Origin of the sequence: Streptomyces noursei (assembly GCF_001646665.1) — a bacterium.
Lineage (GTDB): Bacteria > Actinomycetota > Actinomycetes > Streptomycetales > Streptomycetaceae > Streptomyces > Streptomyces lavendulocolor.
This window is the reverse complement of record NZ_LWBU01000011.1, coordinates 251893-272311: the sequence shown is the minus strand read 5'-3', so window position 1 is coordinate 272311 and position 20419 is coordinate 251893. Positions and strand designations below refer to the sequence as shown.

General features: G+C 72.0%; 19 protein-coding genes. 10 read left to right on the top strand and 9 right to left on the bottom strand.

The features are described 5' to 3' along the window. Positions 1 to 16: 16 nt before the first annotated feature. Positions 17 to 868: a hypothetical protein gene (locus A4V12_RS02040; RefSeq protein ID WP_064067394.1), complete on the bottom strand. Its 852-nt coding sequence runs from the start codon at positions 866 to 868 to the stop codon at positions 17 to 19. A 135-nt stretch (positions 869 to 1003) separates the two neighbouring features. Between A4V12_RS02040 and A4V12_RS02035 the strand changes: the two genes are divergently transcribed. From A4V12_RS02035 to cseC, 6 genes are all read left to right on the top strand, one after another. Further along, positions 1004 to 1699, top strand: a complete 696-nt coding sequence (locus A4V12_RS02035; protein ID WP_079136735.1) for a phosphatase PAP2 family protein — start codon at positions 1004 to 1006, stop codon at positions 1697 to 1699. Positions 1700 to 1724: 25 nt separating this feature from the next. Then, positions 1725 to 2636, top strand: coding sequence for an A/G-specific adenine glycosylase (locus A4V12_RS02030; RefSeq protein ID WP_064067393.1), 912 nt, complete (start codon positions 1725 to 1727; stop codon positions 2634 to 2636). Between the two features lie 182 nt (positions 2637 to 2818). Next, positions 2819 to 3403 carry a SigE family RNA polymerase sigma factor gene (locus A4V12_RS02025; protein ID WP_064067392.1) on the top strand — a complete coding sequence of 195 codons (585 nt, stop codon included), beginning with the start codon at positions 2819 to 2821 and terminating at the stop codon, positions 3401 to 3403. Next, positions 3391 to 4101 carry a hypothetical protein gene (locus tag A4V12_RS02020; protein WP_423543916.1) on the top strand — a complete coding sequence of 237 codons (711 nt, stop codon included), beginning with the start codon at positions 3391 to 3393 and terminating at the stop codon, positions 4099 to 4101. The genes A4V12_RS02025 and A4V12_RS02020 overlap by 13 nt, the downstream gene beginning before the upstream one ends. A gap of 23 nt (positions 4102 to 4124) precedes the next feature. Continuing rightward, positions 4125 to 4838, top strand: a complete 714-nt coding sequence (gene cseB / locus A4V12_RS02015) for a two-component system response regulator CseB (RefSeq protein ID WP_064067391.1) — start codon at positions 4125 to 4127, stop codon at positions 4836 to 4838. After that, a complete protein-coding gene (cseC, locus tag A4V12_RS02010; RefSeq protein ID WP_064067390.1) occupies positions 4835 to 6157 on the top strand; it encodes a two-component system sensor histidine kinase CseC in 1323 nt (440 codons plus the stop codon). Before cseB ends, cseC begins: the two co-directional genes overlap by 4 nt. A 120-nt stretch (positions 6158 to 6277) precedes the next feature. Here cseC and A4V12_RS02005 read toward each other — a convergent pair whose 3' ends face one another. Further along, positions 6278 to 7885, bottom strand: a complete 1608-nt coding sequence (locus A4V12_RS02005; RefSeq protein ID WP_064067389.1) for an MDR family MFS transporter — start codon at positions 7883 to 7885, stop codon at positions 6278 to 6280. Positions 7886 to 7988: 103 nt separating this feature from the next. On the opposite strand from A4V12_RS02005, the gene A4V12_RS02000 reads away from it, so the two are divergent. Next, positions 7989 to 8552, top strand: a complete 564-nt coding sequence (locus tag A4V12_RS02000; RefSeq protein WP_064067388.1) for a TetR/AcrR family transcriptional regulator — start codon at positions 7989 to 7991, stop codon at positions 8550 to 8552. A 9-nt stretch (positions 8553 to 8561) separates the two neighbouring features. Here A4V12_RS02000 and A4V12_RS01995 read toward each other — a convergent pair whose 3' ends face one another. After that, positions 8562 to 9284: a M23 family metallopeptidase gene (locus A4V12_RS01995; protein ID WP_064067387.1), complete on the bottom strand. Its 723-nt coding sequence runs from the start codon at positions 9282 to 9284 to the stop codon at positions 8562 to 8564. Positions 9285 to 9757: 473 nt separating this feature from the next. Here A4V12_RS01995 and A4V12_RS01990 point away from each other — a divergent pair, with 473 nt between their 5' ends. Together A4V12_RS01990 and dacB are read left to right on the top strand one after the other, a co-directional pair. Further along, complete coding sequence (locus A4V12_RS01990; protein WP_064067386.1) at positions 9758 to 12799, top strand: NACHT domain-containing protein; 3042 nt, start codon at positions 9758 to 9760, stop codon at positions 12797 to 12799. 45 nt (positions 12800 to 12844) lie between these two features. Beyond that, the gene (gene dacB, locus A4V12_RS01985) at positions 12845 to 14416 is read left to right on the top strand and encodes a D-alanyl-D-alanine carboxypeptidase/D-alanyl-D-alanine endopeptidase (RefSeq protein WP_064067385.1); all 1572 of its coding nucleotides are present in this window, start codon (positions 12845 to 12847) and stop codon (positions 14414 to 14416) included. Between the two features lie 68 nt (positions 14417 to 14484). Here dacB and A4V12_RS01980 read toward each other — a convergent pair whose 3' ends face one another. After that, entirely contained in the window at positions 14485 to 17010 is a 2526-nt protein-coding gene (locus A4V12_RS01980; RefSeq protein ID WP_064067384.1) for an ATP-dependent Clp protease ATP-binding subunit, read from the bottom strand. Between the two features lie 430 nt (positions 17011 to 17440). Here A4V12_RS01980 and A4V12_RS01975 point away from each other — a divergent pair, with 430 nt between their 5' ends. After that, complete coding sequence (locus A4V12_RS01975; RefSeq protein ID WP_064067383.1) at positions 17441 to 18016, top strand: SCO3374 family protein; 576 nt, start codon at positions 17441 to 17443, stop codon at positions 18014 to 18016. On the opposite strand, the gene A4V12_RS01970 is transcribed toward A4V12_RS01975, so the two are convergent. The 5 genes from A4V12_RS01970 to A4V12_RS01950 form a co-directional block, all read right to left on the bottom strand. Continuing rightward, the gene (locus tag A4V12_RS01970; RefSeq protein ID WP_064067382.1) at positions 17995 to 18330 is read right to left on the bottom strand and encodes a histone-like nucleoid-structuring protein Lsr2; all 336 of its coding nucleotides are present in this window, start codon (positions 18328 to 18330) and stop codon (positions 17995 to 17997) included. The two genes, A4V12_RS01975 and A4V12_RS01970, sit on opposite strands and share 22 nt — an antisense overlap. Before the next feature lie 148 nt (positions 18331 to 18478). Further along, on the bottom strand, positions 18479 to 19033 hold the full coding sequence (locus tag A4V12_RS01965) for an amino-acid N-acetyltransferase (RefSeq protein ID WP_079136734.1): 555 nt from the start codon (positions 19031 to 19033) through the stop codon (positions 18479 to 18481). A gap of 9 nt (positions 19034 to 19042) precedes the next feature. Next, positions 19043 to 19498 carry a BlaI/MecI/CopY family transcriptional regulator gene (locus A4V12_RS01960; RefSeq protein ID WP_079136733.1) on the bottom strand — a complete coding sequence of 152 codons (456 nt, stop codon included), beginning with the start codon at positions 19496 to 19498 and terminating at the stop codon, positions 19043 to 19045. A gap of 123 nt (positions 19499 to 19621) precedes the next feature. Further along, on the bottom strand, positions 19622 to 19810 hold the full coding sequence (locus A4V12_RS01955) for a hypothetical protein (protein WP_064067379.1): 189 nt from the start codon (positions 19808 to 19810) through the stop codon (positions 19622 to 19624). A 13-nt stretch (positions 19811 to 19823) separates the two neighbouring features. Further along, positions 19824 to 20408 carry a hypothetical protein gene (locus A4V12_RS01950; RefSeq protein ID WP_064067438.1) on the bottom strand — a complete coding sequence of 195 codons (585 nt, stop codon included), beginning with the start codon at positions 20406 to 20408 and terminating at the stop codon, positions 19824 to 19826. Positions 20409 to 20419: the final 11 nt, after the last annotated feature.

The following is a 20419-nucleotide window of genomic DNA, read 5'->3' as shown; positions in this document are numbered from 1 at the left end:
CCCGCCGGCCGCCCCGTCAGTCCTTGGTGAGGGTGAACGACGCCGGCATGACCTTCACGCCCGGCACCGCCGCCTCGACCAGGTAGGTGCCCGGTCCGGCGGCCGTCGCGGGGGGCGTCGCGCAACGCGGGGCGCTCGGGCGGCGGTCCCATTCCACGGTGTGGGTGACGCTGCCGCCCGCGGGGACGCGCAGCAGCAGCGTTCCGGAGCCCTTGGGGCAGTCCTTCGACGACCAGACCTGGTCGGCCTCGTCGTTCTTGATGGTGAGCACGGCGGTCTTCGCGCCGAGGTCGGTCTTGCAGGTGGTGGCGGAGGTGTTGCGGGCGACCAGCTGGAAGCGGGGCTTCTCGCCGGGCGCGTAACCGACCTTGACGCTGCGCAGCGTCAACTGCAGTGCGGTGGAGGTGCAGTTGGGGAGGGGGGAGTTCGCGGGGACCTGCTGGCCGCCGGCGCCCGCGCCGGTGTCCGTGCCGCCGCCGGAGCCGCCCCCGGACGTGGTGCCCGTGCCGGCACCGCCCGGTCCGGTGCCCGTGCCGTCGCCGCCGGTGTCCGTGCCGCCGCCGGGGCCGCCCGGCGCCGAGGTGTCGCCGTTCTTGCCGCCGTCGTCGCCCTGTCCGGCGCTCGACTCGTCGCGGCCGCCCGGCTGTTCGCTGATCGCCGCTCCGGGACGGGAGGGGCCCGGGGTGATGGTGGTGGCGGGCGCGGCTCCGTCGGAGGTGTCGCCGCCGTTCTTCCCGTTGTCGTCACCGGAGCTGACGAACCATACGATCAGCAGCGCGAGGAGCGCGACCAGGCTCGCCGCGACTGCCCTCCGTCGCCAGTAGATGGAGGAGGGAAGCGGCCCGACCGGATTGCGCAGAGATCCCACGCCCAAACTGTACGAGAGATCGACGCCAACTCCCGCCCCACCCGCCGCCTGTGCACCAAGTTTTGCCGATGATCACACTCGAAGGACCGGGCTCGGGTCCCAGGGGGCTCCGGGGGCCAGGTACCGTCCGTAACCATGAGCCAGGACCTCTATCGCGACATCACCGACTTCGCCCATGACACACCGGGCTGGTTGCAGCTCGTCGCCGAACTGTGGACGGAGGCCGGCCTGCTGCTGTTCGGCGTGCTGTTCCTCGTCGGCTGGTGGCGGGCGCGTCCCGCCGACTCCCGGGCCGTGGCGCTGGCCGTCCTGGCGCCGCTGGGCACGGCGTTCGGGTACGTGGTGAGCGAGTTGCTGAAGTCGGTGGTGGACGAGGAGCGTCCGTGCCGGGCGGTGGCGGGGGCGGCCGCGTCGATCGTGGAGTGCCCGCCGTACGGCGACTGGTCGTTCCCGAGCAACCACTCGGCCATCGCGGGCGCGGCCGCCGTGGCCCTCGCGATGGCGTGGCGCGGGATCGTCTGGCTGACGGTGCCGATGGCTCTGCTCATGGCCTTCTCGCGGGTGTTCGTGGGTGTCCACTACCCGCACGACGTGGCGGCCGGTCTGGTGCTGGGCGCGCTGGCGGCGGTGCTGTTCGTCCGGCTGCTGACCGGGCCCACGGGGGCGCTGGCCGGCACGATGCGGACGAGCCGGTCCGCCGTCGCCGCGTGGCTGGCCGGTCCGGGGCCGTCGGTCCCGGCCCCGGTGACGGCCCCGGGGGCGGGGGCGGCACCGGGGGCGGGCCGTGCCGGGGGCCGGCGGCGCCGGGAGCCGATGCACCGCCGTTCCTGAGGAACGTGCCAGGATCGGGGGTGCCATGACTGCGATCCCCTTCTCCCCCGAGACCGGGCCCGACGCCGCGGGCCTGCACGCGCCCGTGCTCGCCTGGTTCGAGCAGAACGCCCGCGACCTCCCCTGGCGCCGCCCCGAGGCGGGCGCCTGGGGGGTGATGGTCAGCGAGTTCATGCTGCAGCAGACGCCGGTGAGCCGTGTGCTCCCGGTGTACGAGCAGTGGCTGGCGCGCTGGCCCCGCCCGGCGGACCTGGCCGCCGAGGCCCCCGGTGAGGCCGTGCGCGCCTGGGGCCGGCTCGGTTACCCGCGCCGCGCGCTGCGGCTGCACGGCGCGGCGGTGGCGATAACGGAGCGGCACGGCGGCGACGTACCGGACGACCACGCCCAGCTGCTGGCGCTGCCCGGCATCGGGGAGTACACGGCCGCGGCGGTGGCGTCGTTCGCGTACGGGCAGCGCCACGCGGTGCTGGACACGAACGTGCGGCGGGTGTTCGCCCGGTCGGTGACGGGTGTGCAGTACCCGCCGAACGCCACGACCGCCGCCGAGCGGCGCCTGGCGCGGGAGCTGCTGCCGGACGACGAGCGGAGGGCGGCCCGCTGGGCGGCGGCGTCCATGGAGCTGGGCGCCCTGGTGTGCACGGCCCGCAACGAGGACTGCGCCCGGTGCCCGATCGCCGGCCGGTGCGCGTGGCGGCTGGCGGGCAAGCCCGCCCACGACGGCCCGGCCCGGCGCGGCCAGACGTACGCGGGGACGGACCGCCAGGTGCGCGGCCGGCTGCTCGCCGTCCTGCGGGAGGCGGTGACCCCGGTGGAGCAGGCGGCGCTCGACGCGGTCTGGGACGAGCCGGTGCAGCGCGCCCGGGCCCTGGACGGGCTGGTCGCCGACGGTCTGGTCGAGCCCCTGGACGGCGGCCGGTACCGGCTCCCGGCGGGCTGAGGCCCCGGGGGCGGGGTCCTTCCGCGCCGCGCCCCGCTGTGTAACACCACCGCTGTTACACAACCGATGGCCAGCCGTGCGTCCGCCGACGGTCTGTGCGGACAACCCCGTGACAACCGCTCCGTAGCGTCTCCCGACGTAAGCGGTACACGGGGTTTCACGGGGATCGGAGGCGGTTCGGGATGTCGCACGGCGAGGTGCTCGAATTCGAGGAGTACGTACGCACACGACAGGACGCCCTGCTGCGCAGCGCCCGGCGTCTCGTCCCCGATCCCGTCGACGCGCAGGACCTCCTGCAGACGGCGCTGGCCCGGACGTACGGCCGGTGGGACGGCATAGCGGACAAGTCCCTCGCCGACGCCTACCTGCGCCGCGTGATGATCAATACGCGTACGGAGTGGTGGCGCGCCCGGAAGCTGGAGGAGGTGCCCACCGAGCAGCTGCCGGACGCGTCGGTCGAGGACGCCACCGAGCAGCACGCCGACCGGGCCCTGCTGATGGACATCCTGAAGGTGCTGGCGCCCAAGCAGCGCAGCGTCGTCGTGCTGCGCCACTGGGAGCAGATGAGCACCGAGGAGACGGCCGCCGCGCTGGGCATGTCGACCGGTACGGTGAAGTCCACGCTTCACCGGGCGCTCGCCCGTCTCCGGCAGGAGCTGGAGAACCGGGCCGTCGACAGCGACGCCCGCGTCCTGGAGCGTGGCGGCCGTGCGGAGCGCGCGGCCGGACGTGTCCACGAACGGGGGCGGGAGCGGTGCGCGGCCTGAGCGCCAGAGACAGCGGGAGCGTCCCGAGCGGCACCGGCAGGTTCCGGGCGGCGGGCACCACGGCGATGGCGGTGGCCGCCGCCGTCGGCCTGTTCACGGTCGGGTGCTCCACCGGGGGCACCGGGACGCGGGACGAGGGTGCGGCGCGGGCCGACCAGGGCACGCCGTCGAGCGCGCCCGCCCCGGCGTCGTCGGCGTCCTCGCAGGTGAAGAAGGTGGATCCGGTCCGGCTGATCATGACGGACCCGAAGGTCAGCGACCGGGTCAAGGACGACCTGAAGCCGTGCGTGGCGGACGCCTACCCCGTGGACACCTCCTACGGGACGCTGACGGACTCCGGTACGCACGACGTGGTGGTGAACGTGCTGACGTGCGGTGACGCCGTGGGGGTCGGCACGTACGTCTACCGGCTGGCCCCGGGGAAGGACGACGTCAAGGGCACGTCGTACGAGAACGTCTTCTCGCTGGAGGAGCCGGCGGTCTATTCGACGATCGACCGGGGGGACCTGGTCGTCACCAAGCAGGTGTACGCGGAGGGCGACCCGGTGTCGTACCCGTCCGGCGAGGACGTGATCACCTACCGGTGGGCGGGCAGCAAGTTCACCGAGCACGACCGGGTCCACAACGAGTACAGCAAGACCGTCGGGGACGGTGGCATCGACGGCCCCGCCGAGCCGACCGCTCCCCCCAAGAACTGAGAGAGCACGGAGAGAAGACGTCGATGGCCGAGACCCATGTCCTGTTCGTGGAGGACGACGACGTCATCCGGGAGGCCACGCAGCTCGCCCTGGAGCGCGACGGCTTCGCGGTGACGGCGATGCCGGACGGGCTGTCCGGCCTGGAGTCCTTCCGCAGCCGGCAGCCGGACATCGCGCTGCTGGACGTGATGCTGCCGGGCATGGACGGCGTGAGCCTGTGCCGGCGCATCCGCGACGAGTCGACCGTGCCGGTGATCATGCTGTCGGCGCGTGCCGACTCGATCGACGTGGTGCTGGGCCTGGAGGCGGGCGCCGACGACTACGTCACCAAGCCGTTCGACGGTGCCGTGCTGGTGGCCCGCATCCGTGCCGTGCTGCGCCGCTTCGGGCACGCGGGCGGTCCGGCGGGCGGGCCCGGCGGTGACGGGGACCGGTCGGGGCAGGACCAGGGCGGGGTGCTGGTCTTCGGGGACCTGGAGGTCGACACCGACGGCATGGAGGTCCGCAGGGGCGGTGTCCCGGTGGCGCTGACCCCGACGGAGATGCGGCTGCTGCTGGAGTTCTCGTCGGCGCCGGGCACGGTCCTGTCGCGCGACAAGCTGCTGGAGCGGGTCTGGGACTACGGCTGGGGCGGCGACACCCGGGTGGTGGACGTCCATGTGCAGCGGCTGCGCACCAAGATCGGCCAGGACCGGATCGAGACGGTCCGCGGCTTCGGCTACAAGCTCAAGGGATGAAGCCGCCGTCGTTGCGCACGGGTGTCAGATGGAAGATCTCGATCGCCATCGCCGCCGTGGGCGCGCTGGTCGCGGTCGCGCTGAGCCTGGTCGTCCACAACGCGGCCCGCGTCTCGATGCTGGGCAACGCCCGTGACGTACAGATGGAACGGCTGCTGTTCGCCCAGCGGATGTACGAGTCGGCCAAGCCGAAGACCGACCCCAAGTTCGGGGCGAAGCTCAACGACCCGGCGCTCCCGGAGCAGCTGGACGAGCTGATGGCGGAGCGGCGGCGCGGTACGTACGTGCAGGAGCACCCGGAGGGGCCGCCGGACGTGTGGGCCGCGGTGCCGCTGGGCAACGGGGACGTGCTGTCGCTGCACAGCCAGTTCGCCAGCCGCAGCACGACCATCATGAGGGACCTGGACGAGGCCCTGATGGTCGGTTCGGTGTCGGTGGTGTTCGGCGGGTGCGCGCTGGGTGTGCTGATCGGTGGCCAGTTGTCGCGGCGGCTGCGCAAGGCGGCGACCGCGGCGGGGAAGGTCGCCCAGGGCAATACGGAGGTGCGCGTACGGGACGCCATCGGCGGTGTCGTGCGCGACGAGACGGACGAGCTGGCCCGGGCGGTGGACGCCCTGACGGACGCGCTGAACGAGCGGATCGAGGCCGAGCGGCGGGTGACCGCGGACATCGCGCACGAGCTGCGGACCCCGGTGACCGGGCTGCTCACGGCGGCCGAGCTGCTGCCGCCGGGCCGGCCGACGGAACTGGTGCGGGACCGGGCGCAGGCGATGCGCACGCTGGTGGAGGACGTGCTGGAGGTGGCCCGGCTGGACAGCGCCTCGGAGCGGGCCGAGCTCCAGGAGGTCGCGCTCGGGGAGTTCGTCGAGCGCCGGGTGGTGGCGCTGTACCCGGACGCGGTGGTGCGGGTGGTGCACGAGTCGTGGGTGAACACCGATCCGCGCCGGCTGGAGCGGATCCTGGGCAATTTGCTGGCGAACGCGGTGAAGTACGGCAAGGGGCCGGTGGAGGTGACGGTCGAGGGCCGGGTGGTGCGGGTCCGCGACCACGGGCCGGGGTTCCCGGAGGACCTGCTGCGCGAGGGGCCGAGCCGGTTCCGTACGGGCGCGAGCGACCGGGCCGGCCAGGGGCACGGCCTGGGCCTGACCATCGCGGCGGGCCAGGCGCGGGTGCTGGGCGCGCGGCTCACCTTCCGCAACGCGGCGCCCACGGGGACCGCGCCGGGGACGGGCGGCGCGATCGCGGTGCTGTGGCTGCCGGAGCACGCGCCGACGACGACGGGCAGCTTCCCGATACTGCGGCTGCCCGACGCGCCCTGACGGCCGAGGGGCCCCGCCCGGTACCGGGTGGGGCCCCTCGGCCGTCGTGCAGAGGGTCGGGTCGGACCGCGGCCGGAGCGGGGGATCCGCGGAAGGCCGCCGGCCGGAAGGGCGATCGGGTCAGACCGCGGTGTCCGCGAGCCGGCCCTCCTTCTGCTCCCGCTGCGTGCCGTCGTCCTCGCGGTCCTCCTCGGCGGGGGCGCTGCGCGGGCCCGCGCCCCTGAGGGGGACCTCCTTGACGAAGAGGGCCGCCACGAAGCCGAGGACGGCCACCGCCGCGCCCACCAGGAACGCGAGGTGCGTGCCGGACGACACGGCGACCTGGTACGCCTCGCGGAGCTGTTCCGGCAGTTTCGCCAGGCTCGCCGCGTCCAGCTGGGCCGACTGCTGGGTGGCCGCGCCGCCGCCGCGCGCCGCCATCTCGTCCTGCACCCGGCCGGTGAACAGCGCGCCCATGATGGCGACGCCGAAGGACGATCCGAGCGTGCGGAAGAGGGTGGTCGAGGAGGAGGCGACGCCCATGTCCTTCATCTCGACGCTGTTCTGTGCGACGAGCATGGTGATCTGCATGAGGAAGCCCATGCCGGCGCCGAGGACCGCCATGTAGACGCCCGAGGTGAGCCGGGAGGTCTCGGTGTCCATCTGCGCGAGCAGGAAGAGTCCGGCGACCATCAGCGCGCCGCCGATGATGGGGAAGATCTTGTACTTGCCGGTGTCGGTGGTGACGCGTCCGGCGATCAGCGAGACGGCCATCATCGCCAGCAGCATCGGCAGGAGCAGCAGGCCCGAGTTGGTGGCGGACGCGCCCTGCACGGCCTGCTGGTAGAGCGGCAGGAAGAGGATGGCGCCGAACATCACGAAGCCGGTGAGGAAGCCGATCACCGACATGAGGGTGAAGTTGCGGTTGCGGAAGATGTGCAGCGGCATGATCGGCTCGGGCGCGCGGGTCTGGACGAGGAGGAAGCCGGCCAGGGCGGCGACGCCGAGGGTGCTCAGGCCCACGATGACGGAGGAGCCCCAGGCGTACTCGGTGCCGCCCCAGGTGGTGACGAGCACGATCGCGGTGATGCCGACGGTGAGCAGCACGGCACCGAGGTAGTCGATGCGGGGCCGGTGGTCCCGGTCGCGCTTCGGCAGGTGCAGGACAGTGGTGACCATGGTGAGCGCGACGGCGCCGAGGGGGAGGTTGATGTAGAAGGACCAGCGCCAGCCCCAGTGGTCGGTGATGGTGCCGCCGACGAGCGGTCCGCCGATCATGGCGAGGGCCATCACGCCGGCCATCATGCCCTGGTACTTGCCGCGCTCGCGCGGCGGTATGAGGTCGCCGATGATCGCCATGACGCCGACCATCAGACCGCCGGCGCCGAGGCCCTGCACGGCCCGGAAGCCGATGAGCTGGCCCATGTCCTGGGCCATGCCGCTGAGCGCGGAGCCGATGAGGAAGATGACGATCGAGGTGAGGAAGGTGCCCTTGCGGCCGTAGAGGTCGCCGAGCTTGCCCCAGATGGGGGTGGAGGCGGCGGTGGCGAGGGTGTACGCGGTGACCACCCAGGACAGGTGGGCGAGGCCGCCCAGTTCACCGACGATCGTCGGCATCGCGGTGCCGATGATCATGTTGTCGAGCATGGCCAGCAGCATGGCGATCATGAGTGCCAGCAGGACGACTCGCACGCTGCGCGGTGGTGCCGCCTCGGGCACCGGCGCCGCTTTCTCCAGGGGTTCCGACATGATCCCTACTCCCGTTACTTACTTGCCGCCCGGCTAGTTACTAGACTGGGGACGGTAGACCCGTTACTAGCCGGGCGTCAAGCAAGTTTCGTGGGAGCGGACCATGGCCAGAGGCAACACCCGTCAGCGCATCCAGGACGTGGCCCTCGAACTCTTCGCGGAGCAGGGATACGAGAAGACCTCGCTGCGCGAGATCGCCGAGCACCTCGACGTCACGAAGGCGGCGCTCTACTACCACTTCAAGACCAAGGAAGACATCGTCATCAGCCTCTTCCGCGATCTGACGCGGCCGATCGACGAGCTGATCGCCTGGGCCGAGCAGCAGCCGCGCACCCTGGAGGCCAAGCAGGAGATCCTGCGGCGCTACCACGCGGCCCTCATCGGCGCCGCCCCGCTCTTCCGCTTCATGCAGGAGAACCAGGCGACCGTGCGGGACCTGAGCATCGGCGAGACGTTCAAGGAGCGCATGGTCACGCTCACGCAACTGATCCAGGAACCGGACTTCCCGATGGCGGACCGGGTGCGGTGCATCAGCGCGCTGTTCACCATGCACGCCGGGATGTTCTTCATGCAGCACGTCGACGGCGACCCCGAGGAGAAGCGTGCCGCCGTCCTCGAAGTCGCCGTCGATCTGGTGACCCGGGCCCACCAGGGAGCCCGGGGCTGAGCGCGGTCGTCAGATGACGACGCCCTCGCCGCGCAGGAACTTCGCCGGGTTCAGCGCGGAACCGTAGTTCGGGGTCGTACGGATCTCGAAGTGCAGGTGCGGGCCGGAGGAGTTGCCGGTGTTGCCGGAGCGGGCGATGGTCTCGCCGGTCTTCACCGTCTCACCGACACGGACGTTGATCTTCGACAGGTGGGCGTACTGGGTGTACGTGCCGCCCGCGTGCTTCACCACGACGGCGTTGCCGTACGCGGAGCCGTCGCCGCCGCCGTTCGGGCCGGCCTTCACGACGACGCCGGAGTGGGCGGCCTTGACCACGGTGCCGACCGGCACGGCGAAGTCCTGGCCGGAGTGCTTGTGGGACCACATGGCGCCGCCCTGGTTGAAGCTGGCGGTCAGGGTGTACCGGGCGACCGGCTTGACCCAGGACGCGGCCTTCTTGGCGGCGGCCTTCTTGGCGAGGGCGGCCTTCTTGGCGGCGTTGGCCGCGGCGGCCTTCTTGGCGGCGGCCTTCTTCGCGGCGGCGACCTGGGCCGCCTTCACCTGGGCGGCCTTGGCCTGCGCCGCCTGCGTGTGGGCCTGGGCCGCGACGGCGGCCGCGGGACCCGCGGCGGGAACCGTCTTGCTGTCGGCGGCGACGGCGGCACCGCCTCCGAACACCATCGACGCTCCCACGCCGGCGGCGGCAAGGGCGACGACGGCGTTACGGGCGGGGTGCTTGACGCGCTTCGACATACGGGGAAGTCCTCCGGACAAGAGCGGACCCGACGCGAAGAGTGCGCCGGGTGGTTGGGCTCATCCTTGGTAACCCGCCCACCCATCCCGCCTCAAACCGCCCATCTACGACATCTGGTCGTAGGCCGTCCGGTGTGACCTGGACGCTTGACGCGCCACCTCACCGCAGGGCAACAGCCCGAAATGTCCGAAGAAAGCAAGGTTCATCCCTCTCCGGGCCCCGACAGCCTGGCGCTTTCCGCCCCGGTCACCGCCCCCTCGGCCACCGCACCCGCCCCGGCCCCCCGCCCGCGCCCACGGGGCCGCCCCTCCTACCCGGCGGAACGCACTATTCCACGTAGTACCGCCCAAAACACCTGTGCGCCTTGTCACGGCCACCGGCCCGGAAGTCCTCCGGAATCGTGACGGGGGCCACGCGACCCGGGCTAGTCTCGACGCGTCGACGATCACGCCGTGGCTCCGGGGGGACGCACGTGGATCCAGCACTCATCGGGACCCGCCTCGCGTCGAGCGCGATCGCGCCACTGATCAGGAAGCTCCTGGTCCAGGACGGCCCCGGCGCCGGGCTGGCCGAGCAGCGCGTCCGCCTGACCCGGCTCGTCTCCTTCCGGGGCGAGAAGCGGACGCTCACCGAACGGGACGTCCGCAGGCTGGCCGCACGGCTCGTCGCCGACGCGCTCGCCACCCCCGGCGAGCCGCCCTTCCCGCACGACGAGGCCGAAGCCGTCACCGACGCCCTCACCCGGACCCTGCTCGCCCTCGGCGACCTGGACATGGACGACGTCCAGGCGGTGCACCTCGGCCACCGCGAGCTCGCGGGCAGGCTGCGCCGCGCGGCACCCGGCCCCGCGGGGCTCTCGACCGACGCGGCCGGCTTCCTGGACTCCCTCACCGAGTGGGCCTGCCTGCACATCCTGCACTTCTTCACCCAGCGCTCCACCTTCGTCGCCCGCACCCTCGTGGAGCAGGCCCACACCCAGGCGGAGCTGATCGCCAAGGTCGACGCCCTCATCGCCCGTACGCCCCGGCCCTTCGCCCGGGACGCTTCGTTCGAGCTCCGCTACCGCGCCTACGTCGCGAAGAAGCACGGCAGCCTGACCATCTACGGCATCGACCTGCACACCACCCCGGACGCCTGGCCACTGGACGCGGCGTACCTGTCCCTGGAGGCGAGCACCCCGGACACGCGGCCGGCGCCCCGGCCGGGCTTCTCCTGCACGGTGTGCGACCAGGAGGCCGCACCCGCCCCGCGCCCCGCCGACCAGGCGCTCGCCCAGCACGACCGGGTCCTGCTGCGCGGGGTCGCCGGCTCCGGCAAGACCACCCTGGTCCAGTGGCTGGCGGTCTCGGCCTCGAAGGGCGACCCGGACGCGCGCATGGCCTACCTGGGGGACCGCGTGCCCTTCGTCCTGCCTCTGCGCACCCTCACCCGGCACGGCGAACGGCTGCCCGCCCCCGACCGCTTCCTGCCGGCCGTCGGCTGCCCCCTCGCCCCGCCCGACGGCTGGGCCGACCGCGTGCTGTCCTCCGGGCGCGGGCTGATCCTCGTCGACGGCATCGACGAGGTGCCCGAACCGGAGCGCGACCGCACCCGCCGCTGGCTGCGCGACCTGCTCGCCGCGTACGGCACCGGCAACCGCTGGCTCGTCACCTCCCGCCCGTCCGCCGTACGCGACGACTGGCTGGCTGCGGACGGCTTCACCGAGCTGGCGCTGACCCCGATGAGCCGCACGGAAGCGACCGCGTTCGTCCGCCGCTGGCACGCGGCCGCCGGCCCGGACGCCACGTCGTACGAGCAGCCGCTGCTCGACGCCCTGCGCACCAAGCAGGACCTCGCCAGGCTGGCCACCAACCCCCTGATGTGCGGCCTGATCTGCGCCCTGCACCGCGACCGGCGCGGCTTCCTCCCGCGCGGCCGCAAGGGCCTGTACGACGCCGCGCTCGACATGCTGCTCGCCCGCCGCGACCGCGAGCGCGACATGGGCGACCCGACCGGCGTCGACCTCGGCGAGGCCCCGCAGATCCGGCTGATCCAGCGGCTCGCGTACTGGCTCACGATCAACGGCCGCACCGAGATGGACCGGTCCCGCGCCCGGACGATCGTGCTCGACGCGATCGCGGCCATCCCGGACGCGGCCGCCGCCGGCGAACCGGAGGCCGTCTTCCAGCACCTGCTCCACCGCAGCGGCCTGCTGCGGGAGCCCGGCCCGGACGCCGTGGACTTCGTCCACCGGACCTTCCAGGACTACCTCGCCGCCAAGGCCATCGTCGACGACTGGCACATCGGGGTCCTGACCGACCACGCGGGCGACGACCAGTGGGAGGACGTCATCCGCATGGCGGTCGCCCACGCCCGCCCGCGCGAATGCGCCGAGATCCTCACCGAGCTGCTGGCCGCCGCCGACCGCGCCACCGACCGCCGCACCCGGCTCCGCATCCTCTTCGTCGCGGCGGCCGCCCTCGAACACGCCACGGAACTGGCCCCCGGCCTCCGGCGCGCCCTGCTGGACCGCACGGCGGAGGTCATCCCGCCCCGCAGCCCGGAGGAGGCCCGCGAACTGGCCTCGGTCGGCCCCCTCGTACTGGACCTGCTCCCGGGCCCGGAGGACCTGGACGACGAACAGGCCCGGATGGTGGTCATCACCGCCACCCACATCGCGTCGGACGCCGCCCTGCCCTACCTGGCACGGTTCGCCGGCCACCCGTACCTCCCGGTGCGGTCACAGCTCATCTGGGCGTGGTCCCGGTTCGACACCGCCGCCTACGCCGAGGAGATCGTCTCCCGGGTCGACCCGGACGGGCTCGACTTCACGATCGCCTCCGACGACCAGGCCGACGCCCTGCTGCGCCTCGGCCTGCGGATGCCCCGGCTCGACGTACGGGAGGGCGTCTCCGCCACCGGACTGGCCGCCGTGCTGCGGCACGTCTCCCCGGAGGGGCTCCGGGTGGCGAGGCCCAGGGCGCACCCCGACCTGGACTGTCTGGCCTCACTCGACCAACTGCGGACGCTGCGCGTGTACGTCTCCGAGGACACCACGTGGAGCCTCGCCTGCCTGCCGCCGAAGGCCCCGCTCGAGCACCTGGAGATGCCGGCGCCTCCCCAGGAGGGGCTGGGCGGGCTGCGCCGCTACCCCGCGCTCCGGTTCGCCGCCTATCTGGGCCGGCTGTCGGCGGACGACTGGCAGGACCTGGCCGAGCTGCCGAGCCTGGAGTACCTGGCCTGCGCGTCCGCCTCCCTGGCGTCCTGCCCCGCGTCCCTCGCGCTTCCCGGCGTCACGGGGATCGGCCTCGTTATCGCCGACGGCGACCGGACGCTCCACCGACTGGCCGACGTGTTCCCCCACCTGCGAAACCTCAGCCTGATCAGCCCGGGACCGGGCCCGGCGGCCCCGGTCGACCTCTCCCCCCTCGCCGGGCTGCGCTCGCTGCGGCGGATCGAGACGCGACGGCTTCAGGTCACCGGCGCGGACCGCCTCCCCGCCGAGATGTACGTCGAGGTGCACCCGCCCGCCTGACACGCCTCCTTCCCAGCCCGGGCACGCTCCGCCATCCTCCTCCTCATGAGCAGACATGTGACGCGCGTCACCATCCTCGCGTTAGGGCTTGCCGGACTCCTCACGGCGAGCACCCTCACCGCCGGGGCGGGACCTTCCGACACCGGGCTCAAGGGGGCCATCGACACGATCCTCACCGACCCACGGCTGGACGGCGGCGCGGCGGGGGTCGTCGTCGCGGACGCCCGGACCGGCGAGACCCTGTACCAGCGCGACGGGGGCGACCGGCTCATGCCCGCCTCCAACACGAAGATCGCCACCTCCGTCGCCGCCATGGCGCTGCTCGGCCCGGAGTACCGGTTCCGTACGGAGGTCCTGGCCACCGCCCGCCCCAGGAGCGGCGTCCTCCTCGGCGACCTGTACCTGCGCGGCACGGGCGACCCGACCACCCTCGCCAGGGACTACGAGGCACTGGCCGCCCAGGTCGCGGCCGCCGGCGTCCGGCGGGTGGCCGGCCGGCTGGTCGCCGACGACACCCGTTTCGACGCGAACCGGCTGGGACGCTCCTGGGCCGCCGACGACGAGTCGTCGTACTACTCGGCGCAGATCTCCCCGCTCACGGTCGCCCCCGACACCGACTACGACTCCGGCACGGTCGTCGTCGAGGCGGCTCCGGCGGCCGGGGCGGGCGCGCGACCCCGGGTGACCGTGACGCCCGCGACCGACTACGTACGCGTCGACAACCGCGCCGTCACCGTCCCCGCCGGCCGCCCGGACACGCTCACGATCGAGCGCGAGCACGGCACGAACACCCTCACCGTGACCGGCGAGATTCCCCTCGAGGGCGCGCCCACCAAGGAGTGGATCACCGTCTGGGAGCCGACCGGGTACGCGGCGGCCGTCTTCGCCGACGCCCTCGCCGCCCGGGGCGTACGGGTCGGGGGGCCGCCCCGGCTCGGGATGGCCACTCCCCCGGCCGCGAGGGTCCTCGCCACGCACAGCTCCATGCCGCTCAAGGACCTCGTGCGCCCGTTCATGAAGCTGTCGAACAACATGCACGCCGAGGCCCTCACCAAGACGATCGGGTACGAGACGGCCGGCCGCGGCACCTGGGGCGCGGGGCTCGCCGCCGTCGACGCGTACCTGCGCGAGGAGGGCGTCCGGACGTCCACCGTCCGGCAGGTCGACGGCTCGGGCCTCTCCCGGATGAACCTGTTCCCGGCCGCCGAGCTCACGCGCCTGCTCCTCGCCGTCCAGGACGCCCCCTGGTTCGCCGACTGGTACGCGTCCCTGCCCGTCGCCTGCGCCCCCGACCGGGCCACGGGCGGCACGCTCCGCACCCGGATGTGCGGCACGGCCGCCGCCCTCAACACCCGGGCCAAGACGGGGACCCTGACCGGCGCCTCCGCCCTCTCCGGGTACGTCACGGACGCCGGTGGCCGCTTGCTCGTCTACAGCGTCGTGCTCAACAACCACCTGGCCCCGTCCGTGAAGAGCGTCGAGGACGCCATCGTGGTGACCCTGGCGGCGTCCGACACCGCCAAGGGCACGATCGCCCCCGTCCGCCCGGACCGCGCGCGGACCGCCGAGGCCCCCGGCGGGCTGGAATGCTCGTGGGCGAAGCCGGTGCGCTGCTGAAAAGCGACAAGGGTCTGCCCCGGGCGTTCTCGCCCGGGGCAGACCCTTCAGTCAGCGGAGGTTACCGCTTACGCGTCCTTCGACAGGTTCGGACCGGCGCCGCCGGCGGCCTGCTCGATCGGGGGGACGTCCGGCAGGGCGGACTTCTCCTCGCCGCGGAAGGTGAACTTCTTCTCCGCACCCTCGCCCTCGGTGTCGACCACCACGATGTGACCGGGGCGCAGCTCGCCGAAGAGGATCTTCTCCGACAGGATGTCCTCGATCTCGCGCTGGATCGTCCGGCGCAGCGGCCGGGCGCCCATCACGGGGTCGTAGCCGTGCTTGGCGAGGAGCTCCTTGGCGGAACCGCTGAGCTCGATGCCCATGTCGCGGTCCTTCAGGCGCTCGTCCACCTTGGCGATCATCAGGTCGACGATCTGGATGATGTCTTCCTGGCTGAGCTGGTGGAAGACGACCGTGTCGTCGACTCGGTTGAGGAACTCGGGCCGGAAGTGCTGCTTCAGCTCTTCGTTGACCTTCGCCTTCATCCGGTCGTAGCCGGTCTTGACGTCGCCCTGTGCCGCGAAGCCCAGGTTGAAACCCTTGGAGATGTCCCGGGTCCCGAGGTTGGTCGTCATGATGATGACCGTGTTCTTGAAGTCCACGACCCGGCCCTGGGAGTCGGTCAGGCGACCGTCCTCCAGGATCTGGAGAAGGGAATTGAAGATATCGGGGTGGGCCTTCTCGACCTCGTCGAAGAGGACGACGGAGAACGGCTTCCGGCGGACCTTCTCGGTGAGCTGGCCGCCCTCTTCGTAACCCACGTATCCGGGCGGGGAACCGAAGAGACGGGAAACCGTGTGCTTCTCGCTGAACTCCGACATGTCGAGGGAGATCATCGCGTCCTCGTCGCCGAAGAGGAATTCGGCGAGCGTCTTGGACAGCTCGGTCTTACCGACACCGGACGGGCCGGCGAAGATGAACGAGCCACCGGGGCGCTTGGGGTCCTTCAGGCCGGCGCGCGTACGGCGGATCGCCTGCGAGAGGGCCTTGATGGCGTCCTTCTGCCCGATGACGCGCTTGTGGAGCTCGTCCTCCATGCGGAGCAGGCGGGAGGACTCCTCCTCCGTGAGCTTGAAGACCGGGATGCCGGTGGCGGTCGCGAGGACCTCGGCGATCAGCTCGCCGTCGACCTCGGCGACGACGTCCATGTCGCCGGCCTTCCACTCCTTCTCCCGCTTGGCCTTCGCCGCCAGCAGCTGCTTCTCCTTGTCGCGGAGAGACGCCGCCTTCTCGAAGTCCTGGGAGTCGATCGCGGACTCCTTGTCCCGGCGGACACCGGCGATCTTCTCGTCGAACTCGCGGAGGTCCGGCGGCGCGGTCATCCGGCGGATGCGCATCCGGGAGCCGGCCTCGTCGATCAGGTCGATCGCCTTGTCCGGGAGGAAGCGGTCCGAGATGTACCGGTCGGCCAGGGTGGCGGCCTGGACCAGCGCCTCGTCCGTGATGGAGACGCGGTGGTGGGCCTCGTAGCGGTCGCGCAGACCCTTGAGGATCTCGATGGTGTGCGGCAGCGACGGCTCCGCGACCTGGATGGGCTGGAAGCGGCGCTCCAGGGCCGCGTCCTTCTCCAGGTACTTGCGGTACTCGTCCAGCGTCGTGGCACCGATGGTCTGCAGCTCGCCGCGGGCGAGCATCGGCTTGAGGATGCTGGCCGCGTCGATCGCGCCCTCGGCGGCGCCCGCACCCACCAGGGTGTGGAGCTCGTCGATGAACAGGATGATGTCGCCGCGGGTGCGGATCTCCTTGAGGACCTTCTTCAGGCGCTCCTCGAAGTCACCGCGGTACCGGGAGCCGGCGACGAGGGCGCCGAGGTCCAGGGTGTAGAGGTGCTTGTCCTTGAGGGTCTCGGGCACCTCGCCCTTGACGATGGCCTGCGCCAGGCCCTCGACGACCGCCGTCTTGCCGACGCCGGGCTCGCCGATGAGGACCGGGTTGTTCTTGGTCCGGCGGGACAGCACCTGCATGACCCGCTCGATCTCCTTCTCGCGCCCGATGACCGGGTCGAGCTTGGACTCACGGGCGGCCTGGGTGAGGTTGCGGCCGAACTGGTCGAGGACCAGGGACGTGGAGGGGGTGCCCTCGGCAGGGCCACCGGCGGTGGCGGCTTCCTTGCCCTGGTAGCCGGAGAGCAGCTGGATGACCTGCTGCCGCACCCGGTTGAGATCGGCGCCCAGCTTCACGAGGACCTGGGCGGCGACGCCCTCGCCCTCGCGGATCAGGCCGAGCAGGATGTGCTCGGTGCCGATGTAGTTGTGGCCGAGCTGAAGGGCCTCGCGGAGCGACAGCTCCAGGACCTTCTTGGCACGGGGCGTGAAGGGGATGTGCCCGGACGGGGCCTGCTGGCCCTGGCCGATGATCTCCTCCACCTGCTGGCGGACCGCCTCGAGCGAAATCCCGAGGCTCTCCAGGGCCTTAGCGGCGACACCCTCACCCTCGTGGATAAGGCCCAGGAGGATGTGCTCGGTGCCGATGTAGTTGTGGTTGAGCATCCGGGCTTCTTCCTGAGCCAGGACGACAACCCGCCGCGCGCGGTCGGTGAACCTCTCGAACATCGTTAATCGCTCCTCAGAGCGGTCAGGCAGTAAGGGGTCGGTCCCCTCCCTGTCCTTCCGCAGCTTAGTCCCGCAAGCGGGGACCGCTCATTCCAACTGCCGACACCCGTCTCTGGCCTCCTGACCCGAACGCCGACAAATGCTCCAACCCAATGGTCCGAGACGATGTTCCCGCAGGCCAGGCACTTACCCTCAACGGCAGTACGCCGATGGCGAACGTGAGACCGCCCGATCCTGCGTGTCGCCCCTCCTCACTAGGAATGTCTTACCCGTAAGCACGGACACTCCATGCGGCACACCCCGGTTCCCTCAGCTACGGGCGAACACCCTTGCGCTCGGCCATGCCTTCGCGCGTACCCCTGGAAAACACGGAGAGTGTTCGCACGGACGCCCTGCGTAACCCGGAGCGCGGGTGACGAGTTCCCCGGTCATGGCGTTCACCCTTCCCCTCCCGGCACCCCGTTCACCGTTCGACGGCGAGGGTGTCGCGCGGTGGTACGCGCACGAGCTGGGCTGGGCCACCGCGCGCGGGGACGCCGGCGGTCCGGTGGAGCTGCTCACGGGGCTGCGCTTCGACGTCCTCGAGCTGCCGGCCGCGGCCGGGTTCGCCGTGCTGGGGCGGCTCGGGGGCCGGTGGCCGGTCGCCCTCGCGGGGAGCAGGATGCGGCTGCTGGTGGCCGCGGGGTCCGCGGACGAGCTGCCGGGGCTGCTCGACTGGCTGGACTGGGGCGGGATCGCCCTGGACCTGGTGGCCCTGGGCGCCGGTGACCGGATGGCCGCTCCTGTTCCCCCAGGATGGAGCGGATCCGGCTCGCCCGACGCCGTCTCGTGGCTGCGCCCCCCCGAGCCCGGGCGCGAGGTGGAGCCGACACTCGCGGCCGTGTCCGCCGTGGCGGGCGGCGCCGGCGCCCCCTGCCTGGTGCGGCTCGTGGACGCGGCGGCATCGGAATGCCACCGGGTCCGGCTGCTGGGTGCGTACCGCACTCAGCGGTTGGCGTCCTCGTAGGCCTGCTTGATGTCGGCGGGGACGCGGCCGCGGTCGTTCACGTTGTAACCGTTCTCCTTGGCCCACGCGCGGATCTTCGCGGTGTCGGGGCTGCCGCTCGTCGCGGCACGGCCCTTGCCCCGCCCGGCCGAGGAACGGCCACCGGTGCGACGGCCGCTCTTGGTGTACGGCTCGAGCAGCCCACGAAGCTTGTCCGCATTGGCGGTGGTGAGGTCGATCTCGTAGGTCTTGCCGTCCAGAGCGAACGTCACCGTCTCGTCCGCCTCGCCGCCGTCGAGGTCGTCGACAAGAAGGACCTGAACCTTCTGTGCCACCGGATTTCCTTTCATCGAAAATGCAGTACGCGGAAAGGAAACCGCTTTTCCCTGGAAAACACAAACCCCTGGGAGAGGTTCAGATCCCCGGGAGAGCGGGAAACATGCGCGATTCGGACATAGGGTGCCGGGATCGGGGATCGGCAGATCACAGATGCAGAAGCATCCGGCTGTTGCCCAAGGTGTTCGGCTTCACTCGTTCGAGACCGAGGAACTCGGCGACGCCCTCGTCATAGGAACGGAGCAGCTCGGTGTAGACATCTCCGTCGACCGGGGTCTCACCGATCTCGACGAAGCCGTGCTTCGCGAAGAAGTCGACTTCGAAGGTCAGGCAGAAAACCCTGCGGACGCCGAGCCAGCGGGCGGTGTGCAGCAACTTGTCGAGCACGTGATGCCCGATGCCGGCGCCCGTGAAGTCGGGATCGACGGCGAGAGTGCGCACTTCGGCGAGGTCTTCCCACATCACGTGCAGTGCGCCGCAGCCGACGACGGTGCCGTCCTGGTCGCGTTCCGCGACCCAGAACTCCTGGATGTCCTCGTAAAGCGTCACGGGTGCTTTGTCGAGCAGGATGCCTTCGGTGACGTACGGATCGACGAGCCGGCGGATCGCCTGCACATCACTGGTCCGGGCCCGGCGCACGGTCACGGCTTTCGCCGGTCCGGGAGGCGGGAGCTCGGGGGACGGGGAGGAGGAGGACGGCATGGCTGGACGTTATCGCCCCGCCCCCGCCTCCCCCTCGGCGGCCTCGCCCGCCGACGGTTCTTCCCGCGGTTCTTCCCGCGGTTCTTCGCCGCCCTGTTCGGGGGTGTCCCGCTGGACGATGCGGACCGCGTCGTTGAGGGCCTCGCGTTGCTCCGCGGACATCATGCCGAAGAAGGCCACGAGTGCGGCGGCGGGGTTGTCGCTCTTCGACCAGGCCTCGTTCATCAGTGCGGCCGAGTAGGCGGCGCGGGTGGAGACCGCCGTATATCGATAGGCGCGGCCCGAGACTTCCCGGCGCACCCAGCCCTTCTGATGGAGATTGTCCATTACGGTCATGACGGTCGTGTAGGCGATGGACCGTTCCTGCTGGAGATCCTCCAGGACTTCCCGGACGGTGACGGGCCGGTTCCATTGCCAGACGCGCGTCATGACGGCGTCTTCCAGCTCTCCCAATTGACGGGGCACATCTTCACCATAGTGGGAGATGTCCGAATAACTGGCTATTGACGGAGCAAAAAGGGCGTACGACGGGTGGGTCGTACGCCCTCGGCGCTGGTACGGGTGCGGTGCGGGTGCGGGAGCGAGCGGTCAGGCGCCGCTGGGCTCGGCGCTGCCGTCCGCCTGGCGGGTGGCCTCGGCGCGGGCGAACGCCGCGTCCACGACCGCGTCCTCCTTGGCCTTGTTCGGGCCGCCCTGGCTCTTGACGATCGTCACCACGAGCGCGGTGAAGAAGGCGGCCATCACCACGGGGGGCAGGAGCGCGGATACGTATTCCATGGATCCAGGGTAGCTAGCCGGCGGCGCGTTCCTCGGGCGGGGGCGCGGCGGGGCGGCGGCGGGGCGGGAACACCTCGGAGGGCTTGGGCACCGGGCGGTCGGACGGCGGCGGGGTGGGCGCCGGCCCCGGGGCGGGCTTCGCCGGGCGCGGCTCGGGCTCGTCCGCCGCGGCGGCGCGCCCGCCGGGGAGGGCCAGCAGCCGGGTGCGCGGTGCGGGGGCGACGTGCCGTCCGGCCAGCCGGGCCCGCACGGAGTGCTCGGCCAGCGTCCGGCACCGCGCCAGGAGGGCGGCGCCGACGGGGCTGCCGCTGAGGCCGCGGAGGGCCGCCAGATCCTCGGGGCGGGGGTCGTAGCCGGCGGCGAGGGCGTCCTGGAGCAGTTCCAGGTACCCGGCCGCCGAGCCGGGCAGCGCGTCGCGGTACCGGGCGAGGTCGGCGAGGAGGAAGGCCCGCATCCGGCCGGCTTCGCGGACGGCCTCGTCCACGGAGCCGGCGAGTCGCAGGCAGTCCTGCACGTCTTCGTCGTCGAGGGGCGTGGGGTGGAGGGCATGGGCGAGGGCGCGTCGGAGCACACGCAGCTCGTCTGCGCCGAACGCCAGGCCGCCGCGGG